Source organism: Acidovorax lacteus (assembly GCF_039540375.1).
Lineage (GTDB): Bacteria > Pseudomonadota > Gammaproteobacteria > Burkholderiales > Burkholderiaceae_C > Acidovorax_G > Acidovorax_G lacteus.
Map to the genome: position 1 here is coordinate 45,474 of NZ_BAABEX010000029.1, position 21,002 is coordinate 66,475.

16 protein-coding genes are annotated in these 21,002 nt (G+C 67.3%); 6 read left to right on the plus strand and 10 right to left on the minus strand.

Annotated features, from left to right (window positions below):
• Positions 1–253: 253 nt before the first annotated feature.
• Positions 254–1,717, plus strand: a complete 1,464-nt coding sequence (locus tag ABD866_RS13080; RefSeq protein WP_345065827.1) for a flagellin — start codon at positions 254–256, stop codon at positions 1,715–1,717.
• Between the two features lie 13 nt (positions 1,718–1,730).
• On the opposite strand, the gene ABD866_RS13085 is transcribed toward ABD866_RS13080, so the two are convergent.
• From ABD866_RS13085 to ABD866_RS13100, 4 genes are all read right to left on the minus strand, one after another.
• Positions 1,731–3,386, minus strand: coding sequence for a Na/Pi cotransporter family protein (locus ABD866_RS13085; RefSeq protein ID WP_345065830.1), 1,656 nt, complete (start codon positions 3,384–3,386; stop codon positions 1,731–1,733).
• A gap of 97 nt (positions 3,387–3,483) precedes the next feature.
• The gene (gene lspA, locus ABD866_RS13090; RefSeq protein WP_345065833.1) at positions 3,484–3,981 is read right to left on the minus strand and encodes a signal peptidase II; all 498 of its coding nucleotides are present in this window, start codon (positions 3,979–3,981) and stop codon (positions 3,484–3,486) included.
• Entirely contained in the window at positions 3,981–6,848 is a 2,868-nt protein-coding gene (gene ileS, locus ABD866_RS13095; RefSeq protein ID WP_345065836.1) for an isoleucine--tRNA ligase, read from the minus strand. Before ileS ends, lspA begins: the two co-directional genes overlap by 1 nt.
• A gap of 115 nt (positions 6,849–6,963) precedes the next feature.
• Positions 6,964–8,082, minus strand: a complete 1,119-nt coding sequence (locus ABD866_RS13100; RefSeq protein WP_345065839.1) for a bifunctional riboflavin kinase/FMN adenylyltransferase — start codon at positions 8,080–8,082, stop codon at positions 6,964–6,966.
• 166 nt (positions 8,083–8,248) lie between these two features.
• Between ABD866_RS13100 and ABD866_RS13105 the strand changes: the two genes are divergently transcribed.
• On the plus strand, positions 8,249–8,806 hold the full coding sequence (locus tag ABD866_RS13105) for an HNH endonuclease (protein ID WP_345065842.1): 558 nt from the start codon (positions 8,249–8,251) through the stop codon (positions 8,804–8,806).
• A gap of 42 nt (positions 8,807–8,848) precedes the next feature.
• On the opposite strand, the gene ABD866_RS13110 is transcribed toward ABD866_RS13105, so the two are convergent.
• The 5 genes from ABD866_RS13110 to ABD866_RS13130 all read right to left on the minus strand — a co-directional run bounded on the left by ABD866_RS13110 (position 8,849) and on the right by ABD866_RS13130 (position 15,044).
• A complete protein-coding gene (locus ABD866_RS13110; protein ID WP_345065844.1) occupies positions 8,849–10,168 on the minus strand; it encodes a tetratricopeptide repeat protein in 1,320 nt (439 codons plus the stop codon).
• A 118-nt stretch (positions 10,169–10,286) separates the two neighbouring features.
• Positions 10,287–11,690, minus strand: coding sequence for an alpha/beta fold hydrolase (locus ABD866_RS13115; protein WP_345065847.1), 1,404 nt, complete (start codon positions 11,688–11,690; stop codon positions 10,287–10,289).
• Between the two features lie 138 nt (positions 11,691–11,828).
• Positions 11,829–12,944 (minus strand): acyl-CoA dehydrogenase family protein, encoded by a 1,116-nt coding sequence (locus tag ABD866_RS13120; protein WP_345065850.1) that lies wholly within the window; start codon positions 12,942–12,944, stop codon positions 11,829–11,831.
• A 128-nt stretch (positions 12,945–13,072) separates the two neighbouring features.
• A complete protein-coding gene (locus tag ABD866_RS13125) occupies positions 13,073–14,278 on the minus strand; it encodes an acyl-CoA dehydrogenase family protein (RefSeq protein ID WP_345065853.1) in 1,206 nt (401 codons plus the stop codon).
• A gap of 100 nt (positions 14,279–14,378) precedes the next feature.
• Positions 14,379–15,044 carry a YceH family protein gene (locus tag ABD866_RS13130; protein ID WP_345065855.1) on the minus strand — a complete coding sequence of 222 codons (666 nt, stop codon included), beginning with the start codon at positions 15,042–15,044 and terminating at the stop codon, positions 14,379–14,381.
• 16 nt (positions 15,045–15,060) lie between these two features.
• Between ABD866_RS13130 and purN the strand changes: the two genes are divergently transcribed.
• Positions 15,061–15,645, plus strand: coding sequence for a phosphoribosylglycinamide formyltransferase (purN, locus tag ABD866_RS13135; RefSeq protein ID WP_345065858.1), 585 nt, complete (start codon positions 15,061–15,063; stop codon positions 15,643–15,645).
• A gap of 200 nt (positions 15,646–15,845) precedes the next feature.
• On the opposite strand, the gene ABD866_RS13140 is transcribed toward purN, so the two are convergent.
• Positions 15,846–16,112 carry a DUF1653 domain-containing protein gene (locus ABD866_RS13140; RefSeq protein WP_345065861.1) on the minus strand — a complete coding sequence of 89 codons (267 nt, stop codon included), beginning with the start codon at positions 16,110–16,112 and terminating at the stop codon, positions 15,846–15,848.
• Between the two features lie 143 nt (positions 16,113–16,255).
• Between ABD866_RS13140 and ABD866_RS13145 the strand changes: the two genes are divergently transcribed.
• The 3 genes from ABD866_RS13145 to ABD866_RS13155 all read left to right on the plus strand — a co-directional run bounded on the left by ABD866_RS13145 (position 16,256) and on the right by ABD866_RS13155 (position 20,858).
• Positions 16,256–18,130 carry a M48 family metalloprotease gene (locus tag ABD866_RS13145; protein ID WP_345065863.1) on the plus strand — a complete coding sequence of 625 codons (1,875 nt, stop codon included), beginning with the start codon at positions 16,256–16,258 and terminating at the stop codon, positions 18,128–18,130.
• Between the two features lie 61 nt (positions 18,131–18,191).
• Positions 18,192–19,508, plus strand: coding sequence for an RsmB/NOP family class I SAM-dependent RNA methyltransferase (locus ABD866_RS13150; RefSeq protein ID WP_345065866.1), 1,317 nt, complete (start codon positions 18,192–18,194; stop codon positions 19,506–19,508).
• A 135-nt stretch (positions 19,509–19,643) separates the two neighbouring features.
• Positions 19,644–20,858 (plus strand): DesA family fatty acid desaturase, encoded by a 1,215-nt coding sequence (locus ABD866_RS13155; RefSeq protein ID WP_345065869.1) that lies wholly within the window; start codon positions 19,644–19,646, stop codon positions 20,856–20,858.
• Positions 20,859–21,002 lie beyond the last annotated feature (144 nt).

Below are 21,002 nucleotides of genomic sequence, written 5' to 3' on the forward strand. Positions count from 1 at the left end.
GTGGGCATGGCGGCGCTGCTGGCAGGGTTTACCGCCTTGCGACTGGAAAGTGCAGCGGCTGGCAGGTTCTCGCGGCCCCAATGGCCCGGTCGTCAGCGTCCGGGCGCTCATCCGGTCCCCGTCTGGTGGGCTCTGTCTCCGACAAAAGTGCTCAAGTTCAGGCGCGGCGGTGCCGACATCATGCCTACAGACAAGGTGTGGAACCCCTCGGGGTGCGCCTTGTGCGGCAATCCTTCCCACCGACGTACGCGACGTGCCCTCGACCATCAACACCAACGTGGCATCGCTCACGGCCCAGCGCAATCTGGGCGTGAGCCAGTCTTCGCTGGGCACCTCCATCCAGCGTCTGTCGTCGGGTCTGCGCATCAACAGCGCCAAGGACGATGCCGCGGGTCTGGCCATTTCCGAGCGCTTCACCAGCCAGATCCGGGGCCTGAACCAGGCGGTGCGCAACGCCAACGATGGGGTGTCGCTGGCCCAGACGGCCGAGGGTGCCCTCAAGGCCTCGGGCGACATCCTGCAGCGCGTACGCGAACTGGCCGTGCAGTCGGCCAATGCCTCCAACAGCGCAGGCGACCGCCAGGCCCTGCAGCGGGAGGTGGGGCAGCTGGTGTCCGAGTTGGGGCGGATCTCGCAGACCACGGAATTCAATGGGGCCCGGCTGCTGGATGGCACCTTTGGCACCCAGCAGTTCCAGGTGGGAGCCAATGCAGGCCAGACCATCGTGGCGAGCACCTCTGACATGCGCATCCAGAACTACGGCTCCAACAAGCTGGTGGGCGCCATGATCGACACGGCGGTGTCGCCGTCCTACACCGCTGCTGCGGTCACCGTGCAGGGCTATCGCGGCACGGCCTCGGTGACGACCGCGACCACGGATTCAGCCGCTGCTGCGGCCGAGCGGTTCAACGCCGTGAGTGCTTCGACCGGCGTGACGGCCAGCGCCAAGACCACGGTGCGCTTTGACTTTGGCACGCCAACCGCCAGCTTCAGCATCACGGGCAACAACGGCAAGACCGCCAACTTCAGCGTCAAGGTGCCCAATGCCGACACGGTGGAAGGGTTGTCCGAGGCGGTGGACGCCATCAACGCCCAGTACGCCGTGACGGGCGTGAGCGCCCGCGTGGTCAAGGCCGGAGAGCCGCTGTCGGCCAACAACACGGCCATCATTCTGGAAAACCAGACGGGCGAGAACATCACCGTGACCAGCACTTTCGCGGGCGGTCTGTGGTTGCAGGCGGTGAACGCTGAAACGGGCGCCATCGGCACGCTGAACAACACTGGCGCGGGCGGGTCTCTGACGGCGCTGGGGCAGGTCACCTTGCGGTCCGAAAAGAGCTTTGCCGCCACCAGCGCATCGGCGTCTTCGGTGCTGGGCGCCACCTCGGCCAGCTCCACGCTGCAATCGGTGTCCTCGCTGGATGTGTCCACCGTCAAGGGCTCCAACGATGCCCTGTCGATCGTGGACGCCGCGCTTTCCTACATCGGTGGCGAGCGCGCCAAGCTTGGGGCGTTGCAGTCGCGATTTGAAACCGCCATCGGCAACCTGCAGGTCACGTCCGAGAACCTCTCGGCATCGCGCGGGCGCATCCTGGACGCTGACTTTGCCGCTGAAACTGCCAACCTGTCGCGCTCGCAGATCCTGCAGCAGGCTGGTACGGCCATGGTGGCCCAGGCCAACCAGTTGCCGCAGGGCGTACTGGCTTTGCTGCGCTGACGCTCGACGCTTCTCAGGCCTGGTCGGACAGGTTGCGCAAACGGCTGGGGGCCAGCGCACCGGCCGACTCCAGGATCGGGTACGCCACCGAGCACAGCAGCGAATTGATGCGCTTGAGCTCGCTGATCAGGTCGATGTGCAGCGAACTGGTCTCGATACTCTGCACCGTGTTGTCCGACAGCCGCGCCAGGTGCGTGGCCGAATAGGCACGCTCCAGATCGCGAAAGCGCGCTTTTTCTTCCAGCAGCTTTTGCGCGTCGCGCACATTGCCGTTGAGGAACACGCTCATCGCCAGGCGCAGGTTGTCCACCAGGCGGGCGTGCAGCTCGTTGATCTCTTCCATGCCCGCCTCGGAGAACTGCCGGCCTTTCTTGATCTTCTTGTCCTCGATGTCGATCAGCACGCGCTCGATGATGTCGCCGATCTGCTCCATGTTGATGGTGAAGCTGATGATGTCGGCCCAGCGGCGGCCTTCGCGTTCGTCCAATGCCTCTCGCGAGATCTTGGTCATGTAGTACTTGATCGCCGAGTACAGGCCGTCCACCTCGTCGTCGAGCTTTCGCAACTGTTCTGCCAGTTGCAGGTCGTCGGTGCGGATGACCTGGTGCATGCCCAGCAACATGGATTCGACCACGTCGGCCTGGTGCAGCGCTTCGCGGGCCGCACACGAAATCGCCAGCGAGGGCGTGGCCAGCGCAGACGGGTCGAGATGCCGGGGGCGCATGCCCGCCTGTTTGGCCGTGTCTTCCTTGGGCAGCAGCCGCTCCACCAGCTTGGCCACGGGGCCGGTCAGGCCAATGCATACCACCCCCACCACCGTGTTGAATGCAAGGTGGAACAGGACTACCAGGGTGGCCGTTTCCGGCACGATGGGGCGTACATGTGTGAGCCACAGGCCCGTGGCAGGCGCCATCAGTACCACGCCGATGATCTTGAAAAACAAGTTGCCCAGGGGTACCTGACGCGTCTGCACGTTGGCGCGCATGGTGGTCAGCACCGCCAATAAACCACTGCCGAGGTTGGCGCCCAGCACCAGGCCCAGCGCCACGTCGGCCGGAATGCCACCCGAGCCTGCAAGCGCCGCCGTGAGCAGCACGGTGGCGAGGCTCGAATACGCGACGATGGCCAGCACCGCACCGGTGAAGATCTCGAGCAGCATGTCGCTGGTGAGCGCGCCCAACAGCGTGCGCACCGTCGGCGACTGCGTGAGCACGGTGGTGGATTCGGTGATCAGCCGCAGGGCCAGCAGCATCAGTCCCAGGCCGATCAGCACACGGCCCACACGGCCCACCGCGGTGTCCTTGCGCGAGATGAACAGCACCACGCCCACAAAGATGAACAGCGGCGACAGCCAGGACAGATCCAACGAAAACACCACGGCCATCACGCTGGTGCCCACATCGGCACCCAGCATCACGGCCAGAGCGGCTGGGAGCGCCACAAGGCCCTGCCCCACGAACGACGACACGATCAGCGCGGTGGCCGTGCTGGACTGCACCAGGGAGGTGACCCCGATGCCTGATAGCACGGCGGTGGCGCGCGTGCTGACACTGCGGGCGATGATCTGGCGCAGGTTGGCGCCAAAGACACGGAGGATGCCGGTGCGCACCAGGTGGGTGCCCCAGACGAGCAGCGCGACAGCTGCCAAGAGATTGAGGAGATGCTTCATGAATTGAGCGACCGACTATAAACCTGTACAGGCAGGTTCATCAGTCATGTCCGCGTCGGAAGCAGGGGTCGTGCCCGGCCTGAGCTGGCCGGGTTGTTCAGCGACTTTGGCGTACGCGCAGCAACTCGTCCAGGATCAGGCAGACAGCGCCCACCGTGATGGCACTGTCGGCCAGGTTGAACGCTGGGAAGTGCCAGCCTGCCCAGTGGAAGTCGAGAAAGTCCACCACATAGCCGTGCATCAGCCGGTCTACCACATTGCCCACGGCTCCGCCCAGGATGCTAGACAGTGCAAAGCAGAACAGCTTCTGCCCCGGGTGGGCGCGCAATTGCCACACGATGAACACCGTGGCCACGACACCGATGCCGGTGAACAGCCAGCGCTGCCAGCCCCCGGCATCGGCCAGGAAAGAAAACGCAGCGCCCGGGTTGTGGGCGCGCACGATGTTGAAGAAGCTGGTCACATAAGTCGCATCGCCCAGGCGGTAGTAGCCCAGGATCAGCGTTTTGGTGAACTGGTCGGCAATCAGCAGCAGGGTGGCCCAGGCGAGCCAGGGCCACATGCTGGGGCCTGCGGCGCGGGTGCTGCGGGCCATCAGGCGCAGGTCCGGCTCTCACCGGCTCCGAAGAGGTTGCTGGTGCAACGGCCGCACAGCGTGGGATGGGCCGCATCGTGGCCGACGTCCTCGCGGTAGTGCCAGCAGCGCTCGCACTTGGCGTGGGTGGTGGGGCTCACGGTGGCGGCCAGCGCCTCGCCTTCGGCCACCTGGGCGGTCGAGGTGATGAGGACGAACTTGAGATCCTCGCCCAGGCTGCGCAGGGCTTCCAGCAGGTCGCCGCTTGCGGTCACGGTGACTTCGGCCTGCAGCGATGCGCCCACCTTGCCGTCGGCACGCAGGGCCTCGATTTCCTTGTTCACCACTTCACGGGCGGCGCGGATGGCATCCCACTTCGCGAGCAGCGCCGTATCGGTGGTGCCGAAGTCCCAGAACTTCTCGACAAAGATGGTTTCGGATTGGCCGAACACCTTCCACGCCTCTTCGGCCGTGAACGAGAGGAACGGGGCCATCCAGCGCAGCATGGCGTGGGTAATCTGGTACAGCGCGGTCTGCGCGCTGCGGCGGGCCAGGCTCTTGGGTGCCGTGGTGTAGAGGCGGTCCTTGAGCACGTCGAGGTAGAACGCGCCCAGGTCTTCCGAGCAGTAGACCTGCAACTTGGACACCACGGGGTGGAATTCATACACCTGATAGTGCGCCAGGATGTCTGCCTGCAGCTGGCTGGCGCGGGCCAGGGCGTAGCGGTCGATCTCCAGCAACTGGTCGGCAGGCACGCTGTCGGTGACGGGGTCGAAGTCGCTCACGTTGGCGAGCAAAAAGCGCAGCGTGTTGCGGATACGACGGTACGCATCGACCACGCGGGCCAGGATCTTGTCGTCGATTGCCAGGTCGCCCGAGTAGTCGGTGGAGGCGCACCACAGGCGGATGATTTCCGCGCCCAGCTTGCCGCTCACCTCTTGCGGCGAGACGGTGTTGCCCAACGACTTGCTCATCTTCTTGCCCTGGCCGTCCACGGTGAAGCCATGCGTCAGCAGGCCGCGGTAGGGTGCGCGGCCAAAGATGGCGCTGGCCAGCAGCAGCGAGCTGTGGAACCAGCCGCGGTGCTGGTCGTGGCCTTCCAGGTACAGGTCGGCCTCGGGGCCGGTTTCGTGGTGCATGGTGCCGTGCGTGCCACGCATCACATGCCAAAAGGTGGAGCCGGAGTCGAACCACACTTCGAGGATGTCGGTGCTCTTGGTGTAGTGCGGCGCGTCGTCCGCGCCCAGAATTTCCTCGGCCGTCACGCGGCTCCAGGCTTCGATGCCGCCCTGTTCCACAATGGCCGCAGCTTGGTCGATGATCTCCATGGTGCGTGGGTGCAGTTCGCCCGAATCCTTGTGCAGGAAGAAGGGCAGGGGCACACCCCAGCTGCGCTGGCGCGAGATGCACCAGTCGGGTCGGCCCGCGATCATGTCGCGCAGGCGGCTTTTGCCGTTTTCGGGGTAAAAGCTGGTCTGCTCAATGGCCGCCAGGGCTGTCTGGCGCAGCGTGCCGGGGGCCTTGTCGGTGGTGAACACGCCTTCGCCTTCGTCCATGCGCACGAACCACTGGGCGGCGGCGCGGTAGATCACGGGCGTCTTGTGGCGCCAGCAGTGCGGGTAGCTGTGGACGATGTCCTTGGTGGCCATCAGGCGGCCCGCATTGCGCAGGGCTTCGATGATGACGGGGATGGCCTTCCAGATGTGCTGGCCGCCAAACAGCGGGAAGTCGGCCGCATAGGTGCCGTTGCCCTGCACGGGGTTCAGGATGTCGTCGTACTGCATGCCGTGCGCTACGCACGAGTTGAAGTCGTCCACACCATAAGCGGGCGAGGAGTGCACGATACCCGTGCCGTCGGTGGCAGTGGCGTAGTCAGCCAAGTACACGGGCGAGAGGCGGCGGTAGCCGTAGCTGCCGTCTGCGCTGGCCACGTCGTACAGCGGGTGTTCAAACTCGATGCCGCCCAGCTTCTCGCCCGGCACAGTGGCCAGCACCTTGCCTTGCAAGCCCCAGCGCTCCATACAGGCAACCACCAGGGTTTCGGCCATCACGTACAGGCCGCGCTCGGTTTGTACCAGCGAATACGGCAGTTCGGGGTTCAGGTTCAGCGCCTGGTTGGCGGGAATGGTCCAGGCCGTGGTCGTCCAGATCACGGCAAACGCGTCTTGCGTGAATGCTGGCACGCCAAAGGCTGCCGCCAGTGCGGCCGGGTTGTGGGCCTTGAAGGCCACGTCCAGCGTGGTGCTCTTCTTGTCCTGATATTCGATTTCGAACTCGGCCAGCGAGGAGCCGCAGTCAAAACACCAGTACACGGGCTTCAGGCCGCGGTACACATAGCCGCGCTCCATCACGCGCTTCAAGGCCCGCAGCTCGCCAGCCTCGTTGGCGTAGTTCATGGTCTTGTAGGGGTGGTCCCAGTCGCCCAGTACGCCCAGGCGCTTGAAGTCGGCCATCTGCTGCGCGATCTGCTCGGTGGCAAAGGCGCGGCTCTTGGCCTGCATTTCGTCGCGTGGCAGGTTGCGGCCATGCAGCTTTTCGATGGCGTTTTCGATCGGCAGGCCATGGCAGTCCCAGCCGGGCACGTACAGCGCGTCAAAGCCTTCCAGCTGGCGCGCCTTGGTGATCATGTCCTTGAGGATCTTGTTGACCGCATGGCCGATGTGCAGCTGGCCGTTGGCGTAGGGCGGGCCATCGTGCAGGATGAACTTGGGCGCCCCGTGACGCGCCTCGCGCAGTTTTTTGTAGATGCCTTTGTCGTCCCATTCCTTGACCCAGGCGGGTTCGCGCTTGGGCAGGTCCCCGCGCATGGGGAACGGCGTGTCGGGCAGGTTCAGCGTGGCGCGGTAGTCGGTGGTGGGCGCCGCGGCGGTGGAGGGGGTGTCGGACATGAGGGGACCTTGGCAACAGGGGCTTGCGGGCGCGTGCCGTATGGGGCGCCGCAACGAACACAGGAGGGGAGCCGGGCCCCAAGGCCCGGCCGACGCAAAGGCGCAACAGGCCGCGTCAAATTCGGTCGCGCGTGGTCTGGCGGCGGGTTTCGGCGTGGGTGGATGCGAAGTACGTGCGCGCGTCTGCGCAGTCGCGCGCGATGCCCTCGGTCAGGGCGTCGAGGCTTTCGTACTTGCGTTCGTCGTGCAGTTTGTGCAGCAGTTCCACGCGCACGATTTTACCGTAGGCCCCTTCAGGCCCCAGGGAGGCCGGCCAGTCGAAGCAATGCGTTTCGAGCAACACCCGCCCACCGTTGACGTCATCGGGGTCGAGCGAGGGGCGCACCCCCAGGTTGGCCACGCCTTCCAGAGGGGCTGCACCCAGTCCGTGTACCCGGACCGCGAAGATGCCGCTGGCCGCGGGCTTCCAGTGCGCAAAGCGCAGGTTGAGCGTGCGAAAGCCGTCGCCCGCATCGGGTGTGCTGGCGCCCAACGCCCGGCCCAGCTTGCGGCCATGCACCACATGGCCTGAAATGGCATAGGGTCGGCCCAGCAGGCGCGCGGCCGTGTCCATGTCGCCTGCGGCCAGTGCTTGGCGCACAGCCGAGCTGGACACGCGCAGTCCGGGGCTGCCGACCTGTCGAACCGATAAGGAGGCTGCTCCCTCGGCTGTTTGCAGCGCCGCAGAGGGCGATGCGTGCGGGAGGGAGACCTCGTAGCTGTTCATGCGTGCCACATCAAAACCCTGCTCGCGGCCCAGCGCATCGAGCAGGGCATAGTCGCCTGCGCGGCGCGCGCCGAAGCGGAAGTCGTCGCCTACGAGCACGTAGCGTGCTCCCAGCCCGCGCACCAGCACCTGGTCCACGAAAGCCTCGGGCGAGAGGCTGGCCAGCCGGGCGTCAAAGGGCAGCACCACCGTCTGCTGCACGCCGCAGCGGGCCAACTCGGTGAGCTTGTCGCGCAGTGTGCCCACCCGCGCCGGGGCCAGCTCCGGCTTGCGCTGCACGGCGGCAAAGTGGTCGCGCGGGTGTGGCTCGAAGGTCAGCACGCAGCTCTCCAGGCCCCGGTGCGCGGCCTCGTTGTTCAGCAGCGCCAGCATGGCTTGGTGGCCGCGGTGCACGCCGTCGAAGTTGCCGATGGTCAGCGCACAGGCGCTGGCTACGCCCGGATGGTGGAAACCGCGAAAGATCTTCATCGGGTTGTTATGGTTTTGATAGCAGCCCGCCCAGCGCCAATAAGCACAAGCCGCCAATATGTCATGGAGTCGGAGTATATTGTGCGGCAGGCGGACCCGTGCCCGGGCTCCGCGCGAGACACCGTCGTTCCGTTCCTTGAGTTCTTGGTAGTTCAGGAGGTGCGTTTTGAAGGTCTTGAAGCTGTCAGCCCAGGGCCTGCCCCAGTCGTGGATCACGCTGGAGCAGGCGGTGGTTCACTATGCCGCTGGTGAGGTGCGCTGGGAAGCGGGTGCGCAGATTGCGCGCTTTCGCGGCGGTCACAACGCCCGCACGGGCGAGCAGTCGGTGATTGCGATCAACAGCATCATCGGCACGCGCGGGGTTCCCCGCATCAACCCGTTTGAGCTCAAGCCCGGCCTGACCAACAGCAAGCTGTTTGCGCGCGACCGCAACGTGTGCGCCTACTGCGGTGGCCAGTTCCACGAGCACGAACTGACGCGCGAGCACATCGTGCCCTACGCGCGGCAGGGGCAGGACCACTGGATGAACGTGGTCACCGCCTGCCGGCCGTGTAACCACCGCAAGGGCCCGCGCACGCCCGAGGAAGCGCGCATGCCATTGCTGTACGCGCCCTACGTGCCCAGCCTCTGGGAAGACTTCATCCTGCGCAACCGGCGCATCCTGGCCGACCAGATGGAGTTTTTGAAGGCGCACGTGCCGCGTTCGTCGCGCCTGCTGGTGTGAGGCGGGGTGGTGGCGCAGGGCCTGTGCGGCGGGGCCCCGGCCTCAGTGCGCTGTGTCCGGGCGGCGTGCCCAGACCACAAAGCCCTGTACGGGATTGCGGTTCTCTTCGTACAGCGGCCCGTCGGTGATTTCGATCGCCTCGAAACCGGCGGCCTCGCACAGCGCCTGGACATGGCTGCGCTTGTGCGCAAATCGCCCGCCTGCATGCAGCACGCGGTCCGGCCCAGCCTCGTCGGCGGCCTCGCAGGAGAGCACCAGCCAGCCGCCCGGTGCCAGCACCCGGCGCGCATGGGGAATCGCATCGGTCAGGTCGCCGGCGTACGGAAACACATCGAGCGCAGCCACGACCTGGTACAGCCCTTCAGGCGTTTCGCGCAGCGCGTCGTGTACGTTCACGGTGTGGAAGCGCTCGTACACCTTGTGCCGCGCGGCCTGCGCGATCATGTTGCGCGAGTAGTCCACGCCGATCAGGAAGCCTTCGACCGGCTTGCCCAGGCACACGCCCAGCAGGCCCGTGCCGCAGCCCAGGTCCAGCACGTTGAAGCGGCGGTCGGGGAACATGGCGAGCAGACGGTCGGCCACTTGCTTGGGCAATTGGTACTTCAGCGAGCGCACCATGTGCATGTCGTACAGCTCGGCCATGCCGTCGAACAGTTCGGTCATCAGCGCGGCCGGCTGCTCGCTGGGGGTGCGGCCCTGGGCCAGGTCGTCGTAGTAACGGAACAGCGCCTCGTCCGGGGCTTCGGCCAGCAGGGCCTGGGTGTCGGGCAAGGCCTCGGCCACACGACCCGCGGCCATCAGGGCGCGCACGCGGCCCACGCGGTTCGCCGCTTCGGGCGACTGCTCGACCAGACCGCTCCACAGCGCCAGCGATTCGTCGTGCTGGCCGAGCTGGCTCAGGTCGCGTGCGAGCAACTGGCGCAGCATCGGGTCACCCGGCACGAGTTCGAGGCCGCGGCGCAGGTGGCGCACTGCCATCTCCAGATGGCCTGCACGGTGGGCAATGTCCACCACCCCGGCCAGCACCTGCAGGTTCTTGGGTTCGAGCGTGGCCACCTTCTCGGCCTTCTCCATGGCTTCAGCAAACTGATTCTGACGGGCCAGCAGCAGCGCCAGCTCCAGCAGGCCTGGGCCCCAGTCGGGCGCCAGGGCCACGGCTTTGCGCAGCGACTGGAACGCGCCATCGAGGTTGCCTGCCTTCTCGGCCATCAGTCCACCGAGCATGTGCACGCGCGGGTCCTGCGGCCACTTCTGGTTGGCCTTGTTCAGCGTCTGCGCCGCCTTCTGGAGGTCGCCCTTGGCGATCAGCTCGCGGGCCTGTTGCAGGTGTTGAAGGTTCGGATCGGGTGCGTTGGCGCTCATGACGGTTCCTGGAATGCGGCAGCGCCCAGGCTGCCCGCGGGCCGCGCGCCCCATGGCGACGGCAAAGCCCGGGATTATCCGGGATTTGCCGCTGCAGCCGAGGGGCTTGCGGGACCGCTCAGCGTGTGATTTCGAGCAGCACCACCCGGTTGTCGCGCGCAGCCCAGGTCTGGCCGACCACCACTTCGCTGTGGAACTCGGCGCGCACCGGGCGCTGGGGGCCGGTGGGCTTGATCTTGGCCGAGGCCACGCCTGCGCCCGGGGGCACGCCGGCCGGTGCGGCGCCGTCCAGGCGCATCGGGTCACGCTGCGGGTCGAGGTAGCCGCGCGGACGGGTGAGCGTGACCACCGAGTCGGCATCGCGGTCGGCTGCCGCCAGGCGCTCGGCGCGCAGGTGCACGATGCTGCTGCTGCGCGGAAAGCCGCTGCGGTAGATGTGCGTGGTGGCGTAGCCCGGCGCAGCCACCTCGAATTCGACGGGGGCGTTCACGGGCACGGTCACCGGGCCCCAGCGGCCGTCGGCGGCCACCGTCTTGCCGGCCAGCGGCTCGCCGCGGCGGGCTCCGGTGGCAGGGTCCACGGCAAACACGCGCACGGTGGCACCGGGCACGGGCAGGTTGTTGCTGAAGCTGCCGGTGGCCGGGTCGAGCGGGTTCACGCCCAGGCCGGTGACTTTGCCGTCAATCACTACCGGGGCCGATTGCGGCACGGTGTCGCGGTGCTGTGGCGCGCGCCCGGTGATGAAGCGGTAGGTGGCCTCGAAGGCGGCGGGCGAGTACGAGGTCTCGCGGTGGTCGATGCTCGCGATCACGACGTTGGTCGCGCCTTTGAGCTCGGGGCCAGCCGCCGTGACATTGGTGGCCATGCCTTTTTGCCCGATCCACAGCCCGTCGGGCTGGGCGAACTTGTCGTTGTTGTCCGAACGGATCGTCATCCAGCGCACCGGGCCCGCCACCTCGTCGCCTGCGGCGTTCTTGGGGGCGTTCAGTCCGCGCAAGAAGGGGCCGGTCCCCGAAAACTCATTGCCCTCGCGCCAGCCCGGTACGGCCCACACCCCGTGGTTGGGTGTGCCGCCCAGCACGGCATGGCTCACCTGCGCGGCGCCTCCGCCGTTGTAGACGTAGTTGCGGATGGCATTGCCACCGCGCGAGTTGCCCACCAGCACGACCTGCTTGGCACCTGTGCGGGCCAGCACCTGCTGCACCTCGCTGCGCAAGAACTCCATATGCTCTTGCGCCGAGGTGCGGCCGGCCTGCGGCTTGGCGTCTTCGTCGCGCGCCAGCGGGTAGGGCAGGTCGATGGCATGCAGGCGTTCGCGCGGCCAGCCGTTGCTTTCAAAGCGCCACAGGGTGGTCTGCCACAGCGCGGCGGTGTCGCCATTGCCGTGCACGAACACGATGGGCGGATAGGCGTCGGCTGAGGGCAGGCCGGACGTGCCCAAGTGGCCACAGCCCGAAAGAGCGAGGCCCGTGGCCGCGGTGGCCGCAAAAAGCCAGCGGCGGCGGGACAGGTGCAAGGTCATGAAAGTCTCCTGGTTCGGGCACCGGGACGGTGCGGGGGAAGGACGCTCTTGGGCGGCGCCTGAACAGAAAACGCCCGTGAACCTCACGATCCACGAGCGTTGCATGCGGGTGTGACCTGCGGATATCAGGTCAGTGGGTCAGGCGAACACGCCTGCGGTGTCCTGCATGCGGGCCGACACTTCGCCCAGGTGGTGCAGGGTGTCGCCGAAGACCATTTCCATCTGCGTGAGCTTCTTGAAGTAGTGGCTCACGATGTACTCGTCCGTCACACCGATGCCGCCATGCAGTTGCACGGCCTGCTGGCCCACATAGCGCATCGACTGGCCGAGTTGCACCTTGGCGCGAGCCAGGGCGGCGCGGCGTTCCTCGGGTTCTGCGCCGAGCTTGAGGCTCGCGTAGTAGCTCATCGAGCGGGCCAGCTCCAGTTGCATCTTCATGTCGGCCACGCGGTGGCGCAGGGCCTGGAAGTTGGCAATTGCTACCCCGAATTGCTTGCGCTGGTTCATGTAGTCCACGGTGATGGCCAGGGTCTGGTCCATCACGCCCACGGCTTCGGCGCAGGTGGCGGCAATGCCGGTGTCCACGGCCAGCTCCAGCGCGCTCTGGCCCTCGGTGGTCACAAGCGTGGCCGGGGCGTTGTCGAACCGCACCTCGGCCGCGCGGCTGCCGTCCTGCGTGACGTAGCCGCGCGTTTGCACGCCCGCAGCCGTACGCTCCACCAGGAACAGCGCCGTGGCACCGCCCAGGCGGGCGGGCACCAGAAAGGCGTCGGCCTGGTCGCCCGCGGGCACCACGCTTTTCAGGCCGCTCACAGTGTGGCTGCCGCCATTGGCTATGGCGGTGGCCTGGCAGCGGTCCAGGTGGTAGCGGGCGCTGCGCTCCTGGTGGGCGAGCACCACCAGCACCTCGCCCGAGGCGATGCGTGGCAGCCAGGCCGCCTGCACCGACGCCGGGGCATGGGTGCTGAGCACGGCGCTGGCGATGAAGGTGTGCGCCAGCGGCTCCAGCACGATGCCGCGGCCCAGCTCTTCCATCGCCACCATGGCGCTCACAGCACCTTGGCCCAGGCCATCGTGGGCTTCGGGCACCATCAGTGCGGTCAGGCCGAGTTCGGCCAGTTCGTTGTAGGCGGCGCGGTCAAAACCGCCGGCCGCCACGGCCGCACGGCGGCGGTCAAAGCTGTAGCCCTTGTCCACCCAGCGGCGCACGGCGTCGCGCAGTTGTTCCTGGTCGTCAGAAAAATCGAAATCCATGTGTCTCTCCTGGTGCGGGCTTGTCGCGCCGAGGCGTATTCAGACAAGCCGCGAAGCTCTTGTTGGCCCCCCTCGCGCAGACGCACGGGAAGCCGTCCTGTTGCGCAGCGCGCAGGCGGCGGTCGGCGTCAGCCGAGAACCGTCTGCGCGACGATGTTGCGCTGCACCTCGTTGGAGCCGCCGTAGATCGTCGTCTTGCGCAGGTTGAAGTAGGTCGAGGCCAGCGGGGCGTTGCCCACCACGCCACCCGGGAAGCCCCCGAGCGCACCGGCGGCGGCATCGCCCTGCCAGCCAGCCTCCATGGCTTCTTCAATGAAGGGCAGGGCGTAGGGCCCGGCGGCCAGCATCATCAGCTCGGAATAGCGCTGCTGGATTTCGCTGCCGCGGATCTTGAGCAGGCCGGCGATGTCCAGCGAGTTCTTGCCGCTCTTTTCGGCCGACAGCACGCGCAGCACGAGCATTTCGAGCGCAACGATGTCCACTTCGAGCAGCGCGATCTGGTCACGGAAGCGCAGGTCGTCCCACACGCCTTCGGCCTTGGCGATGCGCTTGAGGCGTTCGAGCTCGCGCTTGGCGCGGTTCACGTCGGCGATGTTGGTGCGCTCGTGGCTCAGCAGGTGCTTGGCGTAGGTCCAGCCCTTGTTCTCTTCGCCGATCAGGTTCTCGGCCGGCACCTCGACGTTATCGAAGAACACTTCGTTGACTTCGTGGTCGCCATCAAGCAGCTTGATGGGCCGCACCGTCACGCCGGGCGACTTCATGTCGATCAGCAGGAAGCTGATGCCCGTCTGCGGCTTGCCTTCGTTGCTGGTGCGCACCAGACAGAAGATCCATTCGCCGTACTGGCCGAGCGTGGTCCAGGTCTTCTGGCCGTTGACGATGTACTTGTTGCCCACGCGCTCGGCACGGGTCTTGAGCGAGGCCAGATCCGACCCCGAGCCCGGTTCGCTGTAGCCCTGGCTCCACCACACTTCGCCGCTGGCGATGCCGGGCAGAAAGCGCTGCTGCTGCTCGGCGTTGCCGAAGGCCATGATGACCGGGGCCACCATCACGGGGCCGAAGGGCACGACGCGCGGCGCACCGGCCAGCGCACATTCTTCTTCGAACAGGTGCTTTTGCACCGCGTTCCAGCCCGGGCCGCCAAATTCCTTGGGCCAAGCGTGGCCCAGCCAGCCTTTTTTGCCCAGGATCTTGGCCCAGCGCTGCATGTCGTCACGCGACAGGCGCAGGGCGTTGTGCACCTTGTGCGCGATGTCCTGGGGGAGGTTGCTGCGGACCCATGCGCGAATCTCTTCGCGAAAGGCCTGCTCTTCGGGGGTGAATGCGAGGTCCATGCGGTGCGTCTCCTGTGAATGCACAGGTTGTAGCACGGTCGTGCTTTTTACGCCTGTCCGGGTGGCGACAAGCCCCGCCGGGCCTCGGGTTGCCGCGCTTTCAGGCCGCAGGCAGACGGGCTTCGAGCGCCTGCACCCGTGCCTCCAGGGCCTCGATGCGGGCGATCAGTTCGGCCTCGCGCGGGGCGGTGTGGCTGGCGCTGGCTGCGGATGCACTGGCCATTGCTTCGGCCTGCGCAGCCGCGGCCTGCGGGCCGCAGAGCAAGTGGGCCCAGCGCGCCTCGCGGGCGCCCGGGGCGCGCGGCAGCAGCACGACCAGCGGGCCGCCCTTGTCGGCGGGGCGGTCGCGCAGTTCTTCCAGGAAGGCCTCGACCGACGAAATGTCGGCAAAACGGTGCCAGCGCTCGGCGTTGATGCGCAGCTCGCCCGCCGTTTGCGGGCCGCGCAGCATCAGCAGGCCCAGCAGCGCGGCCGACTGGTCCGGCACGGCCAGTACGCGCTGGGCGTTGTGCTCCCAGCGCGCGGCGCGGCCGCCGCTGGTTTCAAACACCAGGGCGCGGTGGCGCAGCGCATCCAGGGCCTCTTGCACCTCGGCTTCGCTGAGCTGCATCACCGGGTCCCGGCTGGTTTTCTGGTTGCAGCCGGTGACCAGACCGTTGAGCGTCATGGGGTAGCTGTCGGGCACGGTGCGGGCTTTTTCCATGAGCGTGGCGAGCACGCGGGCTTCGGTGGCGGCAAGGGGCTGCAGGGCGGGATCGAAGGGCATGGGAAAATTCGTGGCAATGAAAAACATCGTCATTCTCATCTCGGGCGGTGGCTCGAACATGGCCGCCATCGTGCGCACTGCCGAGCGCGAGGACTGGGCGCGCCGCCTGGGCGCACGCGTGGCCGCGGTGGTGAGCAACAAGGCCGACGCGGGCGGGCTGGCGTTTGCGCGCGAGCACGGCATTGCCACCGAGGTGCTGGACCACAAGGCCTACCCCTCGCGCGAGGCGTTTGACGAGGCGCTGGCAGCGGTCATCGACCGCCATGCGCCCACACTGGTGGTGCTGGCGGGCTTCATGCGCATCCTCACGCCGGGGTTTGTGCAGCGCTACGCGGGGCGGCTGCTCAACATCCATCCCTCGCTGCTGCCGGCCTTCAATGGCCTGCACACGCACCAGCGCGCCATCGAGGCCGGTTGCCGCTACGCCGGGGCTACGGTGCACCAGGTGACGGCCGAGCTGGACGTGGGTCCCATCCTCGATCAGGCCGTGGTGCCGGTGCTGCCGGGCGACACGGCCGATACGCTGGCGGCCCGGGTGCTGACGCAGGAGCACCTGATCTACCCGCGTGCCGTGCGCCGCTGGCTCGAATCCCAGGCGTAGGCTTTGGGCATGGGCCCCGGGCGTGGGCCTTGTCAGCGAACGGGTCGCAGGCGCGGGCGGAGGGCGCTCCTGGCCCTTGTTCCATGCACCCCGTGCGTCATCCAGTTGCTATTAAATTAATAGCTGGTCGTGCTCTACTTTGCTAGGCTTGGGCCCAAAAGCACTATGAATCGGCAGCCCCGGTGCCCAGCGCTGCGAACTCAGGCGCGATGCGCTGCCGGGTCAGCCGCGGTGCCGGGCGGCAGCCGCTCGAAACGCGGGCGCTGCACGCCATCGATCTCCACCGTTTCGGCAAACATGGCAGCCGGGCGCACCCACAGCCCGCGCTCGCCATACAGGGCGCGGTACACGGTCATGGGCTCCAGGCTTTCGCTGTGGCGGGCGGTGTCCACCACCTCGTACAGCCCGCCTTTGTAATGGCGGTACAGGCCGGGCGGGGTGGGGTGCAGCGGGGGCAGGTCGGACACGGTGGGTTCCTCAGTGGGTAGGATGCGCGGCGGAGAGGGCAGTATGCGCCACGCGCTGCCGCAGGCGAACACCAGTCTGCGCTGTGGACGCGGGCGAACCTTGGGCACGGGCACGCATCCCGGCCCCCGGGAGGAACCACACGGTGGAACACGCGGATTTCGTACATCTGGTGCGGCTGAGCGAATTGGCCAGCGCCGACAACAGCCGCGCCTACCGGCGCAAGGTGGCCGCCTTTGCTGCGCTGGGCTACGCCTGGGTGCTGGGCTGTGCCGCGCTGGCGGTGGCGCTGCTGGCCTGGGCGCTGCCGCCGCTGCTGCAAGGGCGCTTTCGCTTCGTCTGGTTCGGCGTGGCGCTGGGCGGTGCGGCGTTGCTGTGGTCCAGCTTGCGTGCGCTGTGGCTGCGCTTGGAGCCACCCGCGGGCCTTGAGATCACTGCCGCCGACGCGCCGGAGCTGTTCGAGGCTCTGGAGCGCATCCGCCGCAAGGTCAAAGGCCCGCCGCTGCATCGGGTGGTGCTCGACGGCGAGTTCAACGCCAGCATCCAGCAATTGCCCCGGTGGGGGCTGCTCGGCGGATCGATCAACCATCTGAGCCTGGGCTTGCCGCTGGTGCTGGCGCTCGACCGCGCGCGGCTGCTGGCGGTGCTGGCACACGAGTACGGCCACCTGCGCGGCGACCACGGCCGCTTTGCCGCCTGGATCTACCGCACCCGCCTGGCCTGGATGCGCCTGCACGACAGCATGGAGGGCGACGCCGGGCTCACGGCCGTGGCCACGCAGGCGTTTTTCCGCTGGTACTTTCCGCGCTTTGCTGCGCGCAGCTTCGCTGTGGCCCGGCAGGACGAATACGAGGCCGACCGCATTGCGGGCAAGCTGGTGGGCCGTGACACCGTGGCCGCCGCCCTGGCCGAGATCGAGGTGCGCGGCCGCTGGCTCGACACCGTGTATTGGCGCGACCACTGGGCCCGTGCCGCCACTGAGGCGCTGCCCGTGGGGCCGTACCGCGCCATGCGCCGCGCGCTGGCGCAGCCACCCGAGCCGGCCTTCGCCAACGACGCCCTGCGCCAGGCCATGAAGCGCCTGAGCCAGTTCGATGACACCCATCCGGGGCTGCGCGACCGGCTCGAAGCGCTGGAGGCGGGGCCGCCGCTGCCCACCTGGTCGCGTGGCTCGGCCTTCGTGCTGTTGGGCGAGGGCGCACGCAAGTTCATCGAACGCCTGGACGCCGACTGGTGCCGCGACCACGCCAGCGGATGGAAGCAGCAGCACCTGCGGTTGCAGCGGGTGCGTGAACGGGTGGACGTGCTGGCACAGCGCCTGCCCCAAGCGTCGGCCGACGAGTGCGTGGAGCTGGCGCAGCTGCAGCGGCAGATCGACCCGCGTGCCGACGTGCGCGCACTGTACGAGAAGGCGCTCGCGGCCAGCGCCGAGCATCCAGACGCCCTGCGCGGCCTGGCGGGCACCCTGCCCGATGAGGACCGCGCAGGCAAACTCGCCTGCCTGGATCGCTTGTGGGACGCGGGCAGCGACCACCGCTGGTGGGCTGCGCGCGCCGCGCTGGCCGAGCTGGAGACCCCTCGCCCTGGCATGGAGCATGACGCCGCGACCTTCAAGCAGTGGCGCAAGCGCCTGGAACGCGCGCAGGAAAGCGAGGAGCGCGCGTGGGAGGAACTGTCGGGAACGCCGTTCTTCAGCCAGATCGGGCGGCATGGCCTGGGGCCGCTGGCACTGACGCTGCTGCAAGACGACCTGCAGCGCTGCCGACCGGTGACCCGCGCCTGGCTGGTGCGCAAGCAGCTGCGCGAGGTGCCCCGCCGTCGGGCGTATCTGCTGTTTCTGGAACTGCCCGACCTGGACGACGCCGAGCGATTCCGGCTGTGCCGCTGGATCGAGCGCCAGATCGATCTGCCCGGGCCTGTGCTGGCGCTGTGGGCAGGCGAGTCGCCCACGCTGCGGGACATTGAGCGCCATGCGCAGGAGCCGGTGTACCGGCGGGGTGAACCGGCAACGGCGCCGTGACGGCGTGCGCGGCGGGCCAGCCGAGACCGCGACGGCGGGGCGAGGTGGGACAATCGGGGCCATGCATCCCAAAGCCCTTCTCGATTCCTGTGCCGAACTGGTGCGGCTGACACTGACCTTTGAACACCCGGCCGACGCCGTGGTGTCGCGTTACTTCCGCGACCACCGAGGCCTGGGGCCGCGCGAGCGGGCCACGCTGGCCGAAACCGTGTACACGGTGCTGCGCAAGAAACTGTTGTTTGACCACCTTGCCCCATCGGGCAGCGGCCCGCGCGAGCGGCGCATGGCCATCCTGGGCTTTGCCCACAGCCAGGACGAGGCCGCGCGCCGCCAGGGGCAATCCCGTGCGTCCCGCGACTTCCTCAAAAGCGCGCTGACGGACGCCGAGAAGAACTGGCTCGACCAGTGCGACGCCATCGACCCGGCGGATCTGCTGGACCGCCATCGCCACAACCTGCCGGAGTGGATTGCCGAGCCCCTGCGCGTCCAACTGGGCGCGGGCTTTGCCGCGCTGGCGGAAAGTCTCACGCAATCGGCACCGCTGGACTTGCGCGTGAACCAGTTGCAAGCCAAGCGCGAAGACATCCGCAAGGAGCTCAAGCAGTCAGGCATCGACAGTGCGCCCACGCCGTATTCGCCCTGGGGGCTGCGCCTGGCAGGCAAGCCTGCGCTCACCCGCCATGAGGCTTTTGTGCGTGGCGCCATCGAGGTGCAGGACGAAGGCTCGCAACTGCTGGCCCTGTTGCTGGACGCGCGGCGCGGCGAAATGGTCACCGACTTCTGCGCGGGTGCGGGCGGCAAGACGCTGGCCATCGGCGCCAGCATGCGCAGCACCGGTCGGCTGTATGCGTTTGACGTCTCGGCGCACCGGCTGGATGCGCTCAAGCCCCGGCTGGCCCGCAGCGGCTTGTCGAACGTGCACCCCGCGGCCATTGCGCATGAGCGCGACGACCGCATCAAACGCCTGGCGGGCAAGATGGACCGCGTGCTGGTCGATGCCCCGTGCTCCGGTCTGGGCACGCTGCGCCGCAACCCCGACCTGAAATGGCGGCAGTCGCCCGAGGCGATTTGGGAACTGGTGGCCAAGCAGACGGCCATCCTGGAAAGCGCGGCGCGCCTGGTCAAACCCGGGGGACGACTGGTGTACGCCACCTGCAGCATCCTGCCCGCCGAAAACGAAGGCATTGCCGAGGCCTTTGCCGCGGCGCACCCTGACTTTGAGGCGCTGGACGCGGGTGAGCTGCTGGAGCAGGCCCGCGTGCCCGAGGCGCGCAGCCTGTGCGCGGGCGCTGCCAGCGGCACTGGCTATCTGCGTCTGTGGCCCCACCTGCACCAGACCGACGGTTTTTTTGCCGCCGTCTGGACGCGCAAGCGCTGACTTGCTGACATTGGTCAAACCTGCCTAAAAACTGTGGTTACCCCTGTGGTGCAACCCGGGGTGCGTCCTAGAATCGTTCCACGGGAACGAATGCGCAGGGGCGTGCTCTCCCGCTTCTTGTAAGGCTTTCCGAATATGTTGTTACCCGATTGGGCGATCCTCAACGCTGCCATTGACTGGCTGGGCCATGGTCTGTGGAACCTCGCCTGGTGGCAGATCGTCCTGTACACGCTCGCGACCACGCACATCACCATCGCGGCCGTGACCATCTTCCTGCACCGCTCTCAGGCCCACCGGGCGCTCGATCTGGGACCGGTTCCCTCGCACTTCTTCCGCTTCTGGCTGTGGATCGGCACGGGCATGGTCACCAAGGAATGGGTGGCCATTCATCGCAAGCACCACGCCAAGTGCGAAACGGCGGACGACCCGCACAGCCCGCAAACGCGGGGCCTCGACACCGTGATGTGGAAGGGCGCCGAGCTTTATCGCGCCGAGGCCAAGAATGCCGAGACCATCAAAAAGTTTGGCCACGGCACGCCCGACGACTGGATGGAGCGCAACGTGTACAGCCGCTTCACCTGGCAAGGTGTGGGTCTGATGCTGGTGCTGAACCTTGCGCTGTTCGGAGCTGCGGGCGCCGCCGTATGGGCCGTGCAGATGCTCTGGATTCCGTTCTGGGCCGCCGGTGTCGTGAACGGTGTGGGTCACTACTGGGGCTACCGCAACTTTGAAGCCCAGGATGCGAGCACCAATCTGGTGCCCTGGGGCCTGATCATTGGCGGCGAAGAACTGCACAACAACCACCACACCTACCCGACAGCGGCCAAGTTTTCGGTGAAGCCCTACGAGTTTGATGTGGGCTGGGTCTACATTCGGCTGTTGAGCAAGCTGGGCTGGGCCCATGTCAAGAAGGTGCCGCCCAAGCTGCGTTTGGGCGAAGTCAAGCCGGTGGCCGACGAGCACACGCTGGAAGCGCTGATCGCCAACCGCTATGAGGTCATGGCAGGGTATGCCCGCGGTGTCCGCGCGGCCTGCAAGCAGGAGCTGGCCGCGCTCAAGGCCCGCAATGCCGATGTTTCTGTGCTGCAAACAGCCAAGCGCTGGTTGCACCGCGATGCTGAGAAGGTGCCCGCACGCGCCCAGTTACAACTGGCCGAAGCCCGCGCAGCCTTCCCGACGCTCGACACCATGGTGGTGATGCGCGAGGAACTGCGCCAGCTGTGGATGAATACGCACCAGTCCCGTGAGCAACTCACGGCCGATTTGCAGGCCTGGTGCCGTCGCGCCGAAGAAAGTGGCATTGCTGCGCTGCGCGACTTCTCGATCCGCCTGCGCGCCGCTCGCGCCTGAAGCGTACCTCGGTCTGGCGTCCCGCGCCCAAAGCGGGGCCGCTCGTCCACCACGGCCACCCTCCCGGGTGGCTTTTTTCATGGCGTGTCGTACAGGGCTGTCCTTTGCCGCAATGCGTAGTCGTTATAGGGTGGTCATCGCCCG